Raw genomic sequence first — 12,582 nt, 5'->3', positions numbered from 1 at the left:
ATATTGAAGTCTATTATAATCGGGAGAGAAAGCATTCATCGCTGGGCTACCAAAGCCCTGAACAATTTGAACAGAAGTATTACAAAAATCTGACAAATTCACTGTGCCGCTAAATCGGACCACCTCATACAGTTTCGTATGAAGCATTTCTTGAGCTCTACAAACAAGTTCAGGAACTCAAAAGGCAAGTAGAATTATTAGACTCTATTGCTATTCCTGAATGGCTGAGTCGGAACCAAGCAATGGCTTATTTGCAATGCAGTAGTACTAAGCTTTGGGAACTCCAAAACGATAATATGCTTGTATATACCTTCTCTGGTCGCCGACCAATGTTTTCTTACAAGTCTTGTCAAGAATATTTATTAAATCGGCATCTTACCAAGCAAGAATTGTATTCTCGCTTGAAAATAATGTTATCTATAAAAAAAATACAAAAAGATAAGGTAATTTATAAATAGTAATTTATCCAATTTTCTTATATGAATTACAAAGAGGAGTCTTACCAAGTTCCGTTAACTCCTATTGTGTCTTACGAGGCCTTTGTTGATCTTTACAATCAAGTTCAGGAATTAAAACAAAGAGTCGAGGCATTGAAGGCACTTACTAATCCTGAATGGTTAAATCGCGAACAGGCTATGGCCTATTTAAAATGCAGCTCCACTAAGCTTTGGGCATTACAGCGAGATAATCTAATCGAGTTTGCTTATCATGATAATGGCTATTCGCCTTTGTATTCTTACAAATCCTGCCAAGAATATCTAGATAAAAGAAGTATAAGTAAGGAAAAGGTTGAGCAACGGCTCAAAGAGCTGCTGGAAGCTAAGCAAGCTAAGCGGCTACTGTACTAAATAATAATTACTTCACCCGTTGGTGCACTTCGAGGACTTTCCATATGAAATGGATGTCATGTCTTGGGATGACTATTTCTCCAGCTCTTTCATTGTCTCCATAAAGCACAATGGTTCTATCATTATGCCGTAATTTATTTGCCTTGATTCTTTTGATTACTATTTGATCGGCAAAAGCAACGACGTATACCCCATCATTTATAACCTCAACTTCGCGATCAACGATTTGTCTTGTCAAGACTGTGCCACCTTCATTCACAGTCGGCCCCATGAAACTATCCATCATTTCGAAAGCTATATCTATATGTAACTCGTCTTGGTCATTGTTCTTCAGAATCACCGGATAGTATTCTTCCAGACTATTATAAAGTTCGTAAAAATCGTACGTATGTTTATAAAGTGAATCATGGTTTGATCTCGCAGACGGGCCAGGCGCTATCTGTAATAATTCATCATCCAAGTACTGGCGAGCAACCTCTTGGACTTTTTCCTTAAAAGACGACCAAGATTGCTTACTAACAAATGGAATTTCAGCAAAAGTAAATGAGGAGCCATACAGTCGCTTTATCTCTCCCTTCAAAACCTCTTCTTTGTTATCAATCCCGCCTTTGCTGAGATAATACTCAAGATTCTGCCCCCAACGTAAAGTATCGAAAGGAATATCTATTGCTTGGCTTATTCTTACTAATGTTTTGTCAGTAAGAGCCCTTGTCCCATTAAGCATCTTTGATATACTCTGCTCAGCTATTTCTACTCTCATAGCCAAGTCTCGATTGGTGATGCCTTTAACATCCAAAAGTCTCTTAACAACCTCCCTAGGTTCCATCTGATAATCAAGTAGTTAAAACAAAAAAGGCAATAATGTCTAATTTTTTCCATTTATTTATTGACAAAATTAGACATTTTGGCTTAACTTAGACACAAGAATTGATTGATCGGCGACAAAACGCCTACTAAACACTAAACATACAAACAGAATGGAACTAAGCAAGGACGAACTCGGAGTTATTCGTAAACGACTAGCTTCTACCGATGGCGGTATTAAGCGTGCTGCTGAATTAGGGAAGGTTTCGGAACCTTTTGCACATAAACTCCTAAGCGGAGGGAGCTGCAAAAAGGCCAGCATTGATGCCTTTCTGGATGGTCTTGCAAAACTTGAAGAAGAAGAATCCACGCTAACAAAACAAATCAAGAGCAAGATTAAACGACACACAAAGCCACAATTATCTGCTAACGTATAGCCAAATGGATGCCATTGCTGTATTGCCTGCCGAAAAGGTGCAACAAATGATTGACCGCCACGAAGCGGCAGCGCGAGAATTAGTCGAAGCCAAGCGACAACTGGCTGCTTCTCAAAACGAGCAATACGTTCCGCTCGAATGGATCGAGCAGTACCTCGACATAGGCAAAGTCACTGCTAAGGAGATCGTTCGGCAAGCTGACAAATGGCTCCGATTGCAGAAGAAAGAGTTACGGGTTTTTGCCCACGGCGAACGCATCAAACGTTACCGGCGCTCGGATATTGAACGGTATATCGAAGCGCATGAAATCAGCTACCGTCAGATGAAAAGTGCAAGCTGAATAGCTACAGAATTCAAATTATACACTCAATATAAAACTAACTAAGACAATGATTACTCCACTTCCAACGACGTTACCCGTGCGCCCAACAACTACCCACAGTACAAAAATTGCAGATTTACCAAAGGATGGCCCGGTAAATCCAAAGTCTAGACGCCATAAACGCTTTGGTCTTGCGGATACCCCGCTGCAGGTAGCAACTGCGCTTTGTATTGCTAAAGAGAAGGCGAAACAGCCAGGCCGGTTTTATCAAATGTCATTCGTATGCTTCTTACAAGGCAATCACATCATTGGAATTGAGCCGCTGGCACCTCATCGTAGCTATAATCCGAAAATCAATGTACAAGCTATCATTAAACAAGCCAAAGCAATCTATCCCTCTGCTTTCGGTGTAGTGTTGGCCACCTGGCATCAGCATGGACTGGAACGCCCCTGGGCGACAGAGCAGGCCGAGGAAATCACTCGCCAATACACTGAACTCAAAGCCTCAGGCTTATTCTTGATTGACCACTTGCGTATATCCGGCACCGGCACTTACTCTTTCTTTGCCAGTACGGCGGGGCCGTTTCGTTACACGCATGATCCCGTTCAAGCTGGGATGCTGAAATGCCTTTATTAGTACGGCAGCCTCCAAACACCGTTACAAACATTTTATCGAACAGTCTCACAAGTGTCATACCTAGATTATATCCATCACTTCTGGCGCAAAGAGAACCTCAAAGCTCCATTTATGGGCAATGAAGCATTGCTTTATTTTCATCTGCTTGAGGTCTCTAATGATCTGGATTGGCCTGAAGTATTCCCCTTAAGCAACCCCCGAATTTGTGGAATTCTAGGTCTTTCACCGAATACTATGAAGGCTGCACGGAGAAGGCTAATTGAACGAAATCTTATTCACTATGAAGCTGGTACAGGACGTGGCGATAACGGAAGATATCAAATTTTGACACCTTCCGTTATAATTAAACAAGAAAAGGAATCAAAATCTGACACCTTATCTGATATCTTACCAGAAAGCTATCAAAAATTGACACCTTATGAAAGTGAAAAGCTATCAGAAATTGACACCTTTAGCGATGAAAGGAATCAAAATTTGACACCTAATGAAAATGAGAAAATCGATAAATTCGCTAATAATGAGACATTTATAAAAAAACATCCAACTTTTTCGACAAGCCCGTCTTCTTTAGGTTCGAGTCGAAAGACTATAGATAGAAATATAGAAGAGAATAGAGATAATATTAACTCTTCTATTCTTAATGTTAATACTATTCTTAATTCTGGCGTTCAACTCGAAAATCAAACGCCTTCGCAATCAGCTTCGACTTCACAGCCCGATCCTATGCACCCGGGAGCACATACGGTGATTCCGTACATCACCGTAGGACAGCAGCGAATCAGCCCCGACGAAATCGGGATCCTGTTGAAGATTCGCGGAGTGTCCCACGAACGGATCGCGTCGTTTGTCGAAGAGAACCGGGGCAAGACCTACAACGACATGGATGAGCTACGAAACCTTGTCCGGGTCTGGCTTCGGTCGAGTCGCCCCGAACGTGCCAAGCCGAAGCTTGGTATTGAGGAGCAAATCAAAAACTTCCGGGTGGAGCTGGCTAATTATCGGCGCAATAACCCGAATAAGTACACTGACGATTTCTACAAAGACTTTTTTGAATACTGGACAACACCCAACGCTTCCGTTACGCTGATCCGGCGCGAGAAGGACAACTTCTTCAACCTCGGCCAAAAGCTGGCCTATGCCTACAAAAACATTTGGCTTCCTAATCTTAAACGCAATGAAACCTTTACAAATAACAAATCAGCTAGTGGCAATCCAGCAACCGGTTCAGGTTCCGGCAAAACTACGGGACACGTTGACTTTAGCCAGTTCATTAATTCTGACTCGGGAGAGACCAACTCCGAAGCAGTCGTTGAGGATACTTATGGGGAGGTTCTTAAATAGTTATTCATTAACAACACTATTGAGCGATGAAAACCTTAATTCCGATTTCACATTCTGACAATGGCCATTCGACGGTATCGGCCCGGGAACTTCACGAATTTCTAACGATCAAGACACCGTTTCACAAATGGATTGACCGGATGCTCTCATACGGGTTCAAGGAAAATCAGGATTACGTAGTGACGGACATTTTTGTCCCTAACTCAAAAGGTGGTAAACAACAGGTAACGGACTATGCCCTGATACTCAATTGCGCAAAAGAAATTGCAATGCTCCAACGCTCTGAGAAAGGAAAACAGGCCCGGCAATACTTCATCGACTGTGAACAAAGGCTTCGTCAGCAGTTGCCAGCGCTTCAAAACATTAATCGCCTAGTCGAGCAGGTACTCAGCTATCAGCAGCAACGACTGGCGGAACTGGAAACTGCCGTAAAACGGTTGACAGGTAACTCAACCGAACAGGCAGCCTCGGCCCCGATGCCAATCCATACGGATGAGCCTCCACAGCAAACGACCCGCAATCTAGTCCGGCAGCTAGTTAATCAGTATTGTCATGCAACTCAAAAGGATCAACCAGCGGTCTGGCGCCAGATTTACCAACGACTGTATTACCTCTATAACATCAATATCCGAGCCCACAAACGATCCGACCGGGAAAGTTGGTTGGATGTTGCCGATCGGTGCGGTCATCTTGGAAAACTTCACTCTATTGTCAATTCCGAATTTAAAATTTAATCAATATGCCTTTCTTTTTTAAAAACCAGCAAGACCTACTGATCAAAGAGATATTAACTGTACGTCCAGATCTGGCCGGGCAGTCCGCACAAAATATCATCAACAATTATCTTGGGACGACAATTCAAGCTTACTACAGTACACTGGACCCGCAGGACATTGAAATGATTTTGACAAGCGAAAAGCTTCCACCTCTTCCGGAATTACTGCGTAAAGTGTTAATATATAAGCACCAATTCGCCGAGCAAGGCCTGCATCCTTTCCATTTTTATCTTTCCACATGCATGGCGAAGGAATTTAGTGAGGGAACTAAAAAGCTCCGTGATCATCTGAAAGAAAGTGAAAGACAGCTTCATTATCAGGTCCAGGAGCATATCCGCCTTTATCAGCAAATAAACAGACTTACAGGCTATTCCAATCTAACAAGTATTGACAACCGCTTGAATTAGGCATGAAACGCGGCCGTAAACGAATTGAAATCGACTGGAACAAGGTAGATTCCATGATTAGTGTCATGGAGAGCGGTCAGGCTATTGCCCAAACACTGGGCATCTCTGACGAAACGTTATACACAGCCGTCCGTCGGGAGAAAGGCCTAAACTTTACAGACTATGCAAGGAAGCTGAAAGCCATTAGTGCATTCCGGCTAAAAGCTCAGCAATTCCGCGAAGCATTCGGCTACGATATATGGCTCACTGAAGAAGTAACAGTGATCAATCCGAAAACCGGTGAAAAAGTAGCCTTAAGGAAAAGGAAACAGACCAAAAGACCTCCATCGATACCAATGCTGATTTACCTCGGCAAGCTTTATCTTGGACAGTCTGACAGCAAAGATAATAGAAACGATGGTGAGACACCCGGATGGGACATTGTCGGCGATGAAGAAGATCCTAATTAAAATCTAAAACAATTATTAATACCTATATTATTAACTAAACAAAGGCTTTATTTAAATAACTAACCTTTCAACACTACTTCATAGAAGTACCAATCCGTATTTTTTGTTTTTTTTGGTCATTTTCCCAGGATTATAGAATTTTTACGTTTACCAAACCCCCTCTATTGCCTAGAATAGCCCATTTAATATAGGAAAGGCTATAAATACGATCGATTTCCTTGCCTATAAATTCTAAATTTCCTCAGAATATATCCTCAAATAGTATACTTTTCGGTTCATTAAGCAGCCGGACTGTATTCCTCATCAGTGAGATCAAACCCCTCCTACCCCTCTAAACGGCTTCAGCGGTGATGTTCCAAATTCTCTAAAAACTGCCACGGCTTCCAAATATGATTACTTATTAAAAGCGAATTCCATTGACTTTATTCATCAATCATTATTAATATTCATATTAATAATATAGAACAAAATAAAAGCAACATCCATTAGAATTAATGTTTACAATTAAGCACAAATACCCACCACAAAACATGGCCACATTTCGACCAACAATAAACCCATTTTATACATACTAAAAAGAGAATATTATTAGCTTAGCGAATCACCTTTACATTACTGGTTATGTCTGCTGAAGAAAAAAATATTCGATTCCGATTTGAGGCCGTTTCGGAACTCCCAACCGTCGAACAACAGCTTCAATCTCTAATTGAACTGTCCATCAAGCAGGAACAGATCGTCAAGCAGCAGGCGACCAGTCTACAGAACTCCGTCGCTTCGCAGGAAGCATCCCTTGACCGGCTGAATAAGGTCTGGAAGGAAGCAGGCAGCAACATTACCACCGTCAGCGACGCATCCAAACAGCAGACCGCTCAGGTTAAAGCCAGCCTCGAACAACAGACCGCGCTGGTCAAGGCCGAATCCCAGAAACAGATTTCGGAAGCCAAAGCCGCCGAAGCCCAGAAGACGCAAGCCGCTCGCGCCGGGGCCAACGAGCGCACGGCTGCGGCCAAAGCTGCCGCCGAGGAACAGGCCGTCATCGCCCGGGCGCTGGCCGACCAGACGACCGCCGAACTGAAGGCCGAGCTGAATAAACAAACGCTGGCGTTCAAAGCCGAACAGGAGCAGCAGACGACCATCGTCCGGGGCGAGCAGAACCGGCAAACCTTGCTGGTCAAAAGCGAGCTGCAACAGCAGACCGCAGCCCTGCGGGAGCAAAACGCCATCGTCCGGGACTTCAAAACGCTGATCATGTCCGCGTTCGGAGCCTACGAAATTATCGATTTTGGCAAAGCGGTCATCGAAGCAAAAACGAAGCTCGATACCTTCCGCATGGGACTCGCTCAGATGATCGGCACGAAGTCTGAAGCGAACAAGGTGTACGAAGATGTTATCGAGCTGGCAAAGACGACACCGTTCAAGATCGAGAGCCTGACCGAAACCACGTTCATGCTCAAAGGCCTGGGGGTTGCCACGCAGGAATTGATACCGACGTTGACCATGCTCGGTAACATGGCCGCTGTCGTGGGTGAGGATCGGTTGCCCCGGATTGCAAAGGCGTTTACGGATGTGCAGTCAAAGGGTAAGCTGATGAAGCAGGAGCTTAATCAGTTTGCCGAAAACGGGGTGCCCCTGTACGATCTGCTCGCCCAATCGTTGGGCAAAACCCGCGAAGAGGTCATCAAAATGGCCGAAGCCCACACGATCAGCTTCGATATGGTCAAAAAGGCGCTGTTTGATGCCAGCGAGGTAGGCGGTCGGTATTACAATTTGATGGCGTTGCAGTCCCAGACGCTCGGCGGTCAGGTTGCCAACTTAGCGGATAAGTACTTCGTTGCCAAGGCTAAAATCGGGGACTACTTCGAGGGTACGATCAAGAGCGGGATCAAAACGCTGAACCAACTCATTGACGCAACGATCGGTTCCGAGAAAGCAATTGATCGGACGGTCGCTTACATCAAGGCAGCGGCCACGGCCTACCTGTCCTGGCAAGCCGCGACCCGGGCGCAGGAACTGGCAACGAAGGCGCTGTCTATAGCCCAAACCGCCTGGAATGCGCTAACCATTGCCGGGACGCTGGCGACCGGAACGTTTAATCTGGCTCTCATCACGGCGCGGGGCACTACCGAAGGACTTACGAAAGCGCAACTCGAATCGGCGGTTGCCGCCCGGACGCTCTGGGCGGCGATGGCGTCGAACCCAATCGGTTTGGTAGTTGCCGCTATCGGTTTGGCGGTAACGGCGATTACCGCGTACGATGCGGCCACGGCACAGGTAAACGATACGCTGTCGGAGCAGCAACTCAAACTCAAACAGGAGCAAACCGAGCTACAGTTTGCCGCGCAGCGGGCGATGGAAGCCAAGACCGGCACCCTCGAACGGAAAAAGGCCATTGAGTCACTGATTGAAAAATATCCGCAGTACTTCAAGGGACTGGATTCCGAAAAAACGTCGAATTCGCAGCTCAAAATGATTCTCGATCAGGTGAATATCAGCTATCGGGAACGGATCGATTTGGCGCGGGATGCTTACAAAGTCGAATCGCTGACCACCAAACAACGGGAGTTATTTGAGCAGGAAGCGGCCTTGATTGCCAAATTGCCGCAGGATGTGCAGAACATGATCGGCGGAAGCCTGAAAAACCTGCTGGAAATGTGGCAAAAAGGCATGATCAGTGGATCAGAAGCCTTCCGCAACGAGAGCCGGAGTCTGATGGATCGGGTACTCGGCACAAACCGGCAAATCTCTCTGGAAACGATCAATGCGGTAGTGAATGGTATTGAGCAGACGCAATCCAAACTGGACGATTTCAGCAAAAAAGCCATCACTCAGAAGGAGAAGGAGCGCATTGCCGAAATCGGGGCCACCAATGCACTGTACGAAACCCTGCGTCAACAGGCTAAAGGCAATGCCGAGAAGATTGCCGAAATCAATAAACAGGAAAAAGCGAAGCTGGCGGAAATCAACGGCGAGTTCCGTACGAATGAATCCCAAGCGGACGACGACAACGACAAAGCCAAGAAAAAGAAGGTATCCCAAACGCTGATCGAAATTCGGGAGCTGAAGGCCAAAGACGGTGAACTGACGCTGGAAGACCGGAAGAAACTGCTCGACCTGGAAGAAAAGTACGAGATCGAGAAAGTGCAGAAATCGAAGCAGCTCGTCAAGGATAAACTGAAGGCTATCGATGAAATTCAGGCCGAATACGCCCCCCGGCGGGCCGCTCTTGAGAAGGAGATCGAGGACAAGAAAAATGCCGACATGCTTTCCAAGGCTCGGGAAACGCAGGAGCAAATTGAGGTGCTGACCGCCGAACGACTGGAAGCCGAAAAGATTCTGACCCGCCTTCAGACAGCCAGCACCGAGGAGGAGCGCCGGGCAATCATTGCCGAATACGGCAAGAAAGTCACCGATGAGGTAAAGGCTCAGGCACTCGAACGGCTCCGAATCCAGCGGGACGCTTCACAGGAAATTCTCGATCAGATTCGGCTCACCGAGGGTGAAAAAGGCGATGAGTACCGGGAAGCCTACAAAAAGGCGCTGGCGGACAATAAAGCCTACCAGTCGGCACTGACCGCCCAGACGAAGGAAGCCGCCCAGGCGACGTTTCAGGTGATCAAGGAAACCGACGCGCGGGTTGCCGAACTGCGGAAGCAGACCGCCCAACAGGAACGGGAGAACATCGAAAAGGAGCGGCAATTCCGCGAACACGCGATCAAGGCCGTGATTGATTTATTCGGTCAGGGTAGCCCCGTCGTGACGCAGTTTGCCGGGGCGATGCTGGCGGCCATCAACAACATTGACCAGCTTTCGGGCAAGAGCCAGAAACTGGCCGAGGATCGGCTCGGTCAACTAAAACAGACGCTAACCTATCTGGAAGTGATGCAGAGTTCCGGTTTGAAATCTGAGGAACAGATTCAGAAAAACCGGGAGAATATCGAAAAAACCAAGCTCGATATTACCAAAGCGCAGGGGCTCGTCGATGAGACGAAAATCAAATCGTTTGAAGCGACCATGGGCATTTTCAGCATGGTCGCCAATGTTGCCAAAGCGATTGCCGATGCGTACAATCAAATGCTTGCCGAGACGTATCAGGCCATTGCGGACGGCTACCAGCGCACCCGCGATGTGTTTTCGGAGATGTACGGTTTAATGATCAAGATGAACCGGGAAGCGCTGTCGACCGAACTTGAATCATTTCGGGGCACCTATGCCGAAAAGGAAGCTCTGATTCGTCAGTATTACGCGGAAGAGTTGAAGTACGCTGAAGGCCGCGACCGGCTGGATGCCGAGCTGGCTTATGCGCAACAGGTCGCCCAGATCAACGCCAATTCCGGCCAGAACATCAAAAAGTTCATGGCCGAGATGGTTGCCGCCCAATACGACCGGTTGGCTCGGGAAGAAGCGATGAACATTGCCAAAGTCGAACGTGAAATCGAACTGGCAAAGGAGTTGCGCGACGCCAAGATTGATGCCCTTCAGCAGGAACTGGACGCCTTCAAAGCGGCCAAAGAAGCCGAATCGCAGGCGTTGGAGGAACAGCTCAAACGACAGAAGGACGCCACGAATCAGTTCTACAGCGACAAGGAGCTGCGCCTGATGGAAGACGACGTTTACCGTCGGGAACTGCTCGCCCAGGGCGAAGCGCGGGAGGTTGCCGCCCTGCAAGCGGCCATGCAGCGCGAACTTGACCGAGCGACATCCGCCGAAGAACGCACCCGGATTCTGAATGCTTTCGAGAAGCTGATTGCCGAGAAACACGCCGAATACCAGACCGCCATTGGTGATAAGACGAAAGAGATTTCGCTTGCCAATCAGGAAACCAAAGCGCAGGAAGCCGACAAAATCAAGCAGCTCGAACAGGAAACGGCGGATAAGCAGAAAGAGCTGAAAGATCAGGTTGCCCAGAAGGAACAGGAAACTACTGCTGGCATGATCGGGGCGAATGCCGAATACAAGGAGTTTGTCAAGTCCGCCCAGCGGGAAATATTTGAAGTCACTAAACGCATGAAGATTGCCGAGCTTCAAGCTGAAATCGCGATTCTCTACGGAAAACGAAACTTTTGGAACAAGGGTAAAATTAATTCTGCCATTGACGATCTAAAAGCAGCAGTTGGTGAAATCGAGTCGCTGACCTTTGCCAGAGGTACCGAGTACGTCGATGCCGAAAACCGGTTTCCGAACGGGGTCGATACCGTTCCCGCCTGGCTCGATAAAGGGGAACGCATATTGACCAGGAAACAGAATAGGCAATTGGGCGGCATCAGCAACGATGAGTTGGTTAATCGTGTCATATCTTTTGAAAAGGTGACAAGTCAATTCCAGCTAAAATACCCTGAATTGTTAGGTCCCTCCAATTTTGGCACCGTTCCAACAATGGCATTACCTGCCGGAATGTTTAACGAAAATGGTGCCACTGGGAAAAGCTTATCCCAATTAGTTTCAGAGACTCAATTGATGAGAAATGAATTTAAATTAATGCGCAATGAGTTTGCTCGAAAAGAATTAGTAAAAATCACCGTTGATAAACAAGGTATTGGAACGTACGTCGAAGGTCAACAATCAACCACAAATTATCTTTCGAATCTGATGAGCCGCTAAGAGTCTTGACTAGTTCAGATAATACCACCTTAAAAGCAGAGCGGCACTTACCTGAAACAGGTAAGTGCCGCTCAAAGTGCTAAGTCAGAGTTTAAAAAGTTGGTGTTTGTCTAGGCCGCGGTTTGGCGCCATGTCCTTTATCCGGGGGAAATTCATCGTAAATCTCAAGCAGAAGCACAAGTAACAGTTCAATTCCTAAAACCGGCAACAGTTCAACTAATGTTTTCTGAACGAGTTCTTCGCTAAAATTAACCCAGAGCCTAATGGTAAGAGGCAACAATGAGAAAGCATAGCTAAAAAAGCGAATCTCTTTTGTAAAATGTACAGCCTTCTCTCGTAGACGTCCGATAATCCGCATTGCCACATAAATCACCAATAAAGCTCCTTGGACAATTAGATAATCCCAAATTGTGCTTTCCTCAAGCCTGCACTCACAAATTATCTCGTGACAATGATTCAAACTTTTGTAGATCAAGTAAGCAATTGTCAGCAAAATAACACCTGGCACAATTTGCTTGACCAGGCGTTTTGATTTAGCGGGTATACGTTCCTTCATGGCTCACAATGTTTTTCGGTGAAGTGTTTTCATCCGTACTCAGTCCCTTGCCAGAAGAATTATCACTGGATTGGTTACGGGTGAATTACTGATTTTTTATTCATCTTGTTATTTAATGAGATTGCTTTGTACAAATATAACAACAAAATAATATTTACAAAATTTTATACTGAAAAAATTGATTATTATACATTTTACACCCTAATATAGATCTAAACCCGAAATTATATTTGGTTTAAACTTTTATTTCGTCTATGGCGAAAGTTTAATCTGTTCAATAGTTCTAAAGCAGCTTTATGCAGGTGCTGCTACTTTGAAAGTTAAACTATATAGCATAATTTAAACTTTATATAGTAAAAGTTTAAATTTTTGACTTTATATAAACCTATATATTAATAATTATTTCA

The 12,582-nt window shown here is 45.7% G+C and carries 11 protein-coding genes; 9 read left to right on the top strand and 2 right to left on the bottom strand.

Annotation, left to right across the window (positions count from 1 at the left end):
- Positions 1–479: 479 nt before the first annotated feature.
- A complete protein-coding gene (locus ACFPMF_RS11245; RefSeq protein WP_379844544.1) occupies positions 480–848 on the top strand; it encodes a hypothetical protein in 369 nt (122 codons plus the stop codon).
- Positions 849–855: 7 nt separating this feature from the next.
- Here the strand turns inward: ACFPMF_RS11245 and ACFPMF_RS11240 are convergent, their stop codons facing one another.
- Complete coding sequence (locus ACFPMF_RS11240) at positions 856–1,674, bottom strand: LexA family transcriptional regulator (protein WP_379844542.1); 819 nt, start codon at positions 1,672–1,674, stop codon at positions 856–858.
- A 151-nt stretch (positions 1,675–1,825) separates the two neighbouring features.
- Here ACFPMF_RS11240 and ACFPMF_RS11235 point away from each other — a divergent pair, with 151 nt between their 5' ends.
- The 8 genes from ACFPMF_RS11235 (at position 1,826) to ACFPMF_RS11200 (ending at position 11,619) form a co-directional block, all read left to right on the top strand.
- Positions 1,826–2,089, top strand: coding sequence for a hypothetical protein (locus ACFPMF_RS11235; RefSeq protein ID WP_379844540.1), 264 nt, complete (start codon positions 1,826–1,828; stop codon positions 2,087–2,089).
- 4 nt (positions 2,090–2,093) lie between these two features.
- Complete coding sequence (locus tag ACFPMF_RS11230) at positions 2,094–2,429, top strand: hypothetical protein (RefSeq protein WP_379844537.1); 336 nt, start codon at positions 2,094–2,096, stop codon at positions 2,427–2,429.
- Between the two features lie 49 nt (positions 2,430–2,478).
- Entirely contained in the window at positions 2,479–3,048 is a 570-nt protein-coding gene (locus ACFPMF_RS11225; RefSeq protein ID WP_379844535.1) for a hypothetical protein, read from the top strand.
- Positions 3,049–3,099: 51 nt separating this feature from the next.
- Positions 3,100–4,389 (top strand): hypothetical protein, encoded by a 1,290-nt coding sequence (locus tag ACFPMF_RS11220; RefSeq protein ID WP_379844533.1) that lies wholly within the window; start codon positions 3,100–3,102, stop codon positions 4,387–4,389.
- A 26-nt stretch (positions 4,390–4,415) separates the two neighbouring features.
- The gene (locus tag ACFPMF_RS11215; RefSeq protein WP_379844530.1) at positions 4,416–5,123 is read left to right on the top strand and encodes an antA/AntB antirepressor family protein; all 708 of its coding nucleotides are present in this window, start codon (positions 4,416–4,418) and stop codon (positions 5,121–5,123) included.
- A 5-nt stretch (positions 5,124–5,128) separates the two neighbouring features.
- On the top strand, positions 5,129–5,572 hold the full coding sequence (locus ACFPMF_RS11210) for a hypothetical protein (RefSeq protein WP_379844528.1): 444 nt from the start codon (positions 5,129–5,131) through the stop codon (positions 5,570–5,572).
- 2 nt (positions 5,573–5,574) lie between these two features.
- The gene (locus ACFPMF_RS11205; RefSeq protein ID WP_379844525.1) at positions 5,575–6,021 is read left to right on the top strand and encodes a hypothetical protein; all 447 of its coding nucleotides are present in this window, start codon (positions 5,575–5,577) and stop codon (positions 6,019–6,021) included.
- A 621-nt stretch (positions 6,022–6,642) separates the two neighbouring features.
- On the top strand, positions 6,643–11,619 hold the full coding sequence (locus ACFPMF_RS11200; protein WP_379844523.1) for a tape measure protein: 4,977 nt from the start codon (positions 6,643–6,645) through the stop codon (positions 11,617–11,619).
- A 91-nt stretch (positions 11,620–11,710) separates the two neighbouring features.
- On the opposite strand, the gene ACFPMF_RS11195 is transcribed toward ACFPMF_RS11200, so the two are convergent.
- A complete protein-coding gene (locus ACFPMF_RS11195) occupies positions 11,711–12,175 on the bottom strand; it encodes a hypothetical protein (protein WP_379844520.1) in 465 nt (154 codons plus the stop codon).
- Between the last annotated feature and the right edge of the window lie 407 nt (positions 12,176–12,582).

The sequence above is a fragment of the Larkinella bovis genome (assembly GCF_042655385.1).
Taxonomy (GTDB): Bacteria; Bacteroidota; Bacteroidia; order Cytophagales; family Spirosomataceae; genus Larkinella; species Larkinella bovis.
This window is presented reverse-complemented; position numbering and strand designations above follow the sequence as displayed.

Bases quoted from the DNA above. Each gene is read 5' to 3' on its own strand.
- ACFPMF_RS11245 (WP_379844544.1), top strand. From the start codon at position 480: ATGAATTACAAAGAGGAGTCTTACCAAGTTCCGTTAACTCCTATTGTG.
- ACFPMF_RS11240 (WP_379844542.1), bottom strand. From the start codon at position 1,674: ATGGAACCTAGGGAGGTTGTTAAGAGACTTTTGGATGTTAAAGGCATC.
- ACFPMF_RS11235 (WP_379844540.1), top strand. From the start codon at position 1,826: ATGGAACTAAGCAAGGACGAACTCGGAGTTATTCGTAAACGACTAGCT.
- ACFPMF_RS11230 (WP_379844537.1), top strand. From the start codon at position 2,094: ATGGATGCCATTGCTGTATTGCCTGCCGAAAAGGTGCAACAAATGATT.
- ACFPMF_RS11225 (WP_379844535.1), top strand. From the start codon at position 2,479: ATGATTACTCCACTTCCAACGACGTTACCCGTGCGCCCAACAACTACC.
- ACFPMF_RS11215 (WP_379844530.1), top strand. From the start codon at position 4,416: ATGAAAACCTTAATTCCGATTTCACATTCTGACAATGGCCATTCGACG.
- ACFPMF_RS11210 (WP_379844528.1), top strand. From the start codon at position 5,129: ATGCCTTTCTTTTTTAAAAACCAGCAAGACCTACTGATCAAAGAGATA.
- ACFPMF_RS11205 (WP_379844525.1), top strand. From the start codon at position 5,575: ATGAAACGCGGCCGTAAACGAATTGAAATCGACTGGAACAAGGTAGAT.
- ACFPMF_RS11200 (WP_379844523.1), top strand. From the start codon at position 6,643: ATGTCTGCTGAAGAAAAAAATATTCGATTCCGATTTGAGGCCGTTTCG.
- ACFPMF_RS11195 (WP_379844520.1), bottom strand. From the start codon at position 12,175: ATGAAGGAACGTATACCCGCTAAATCAAAACGCCTGGTCAAGCAAATT.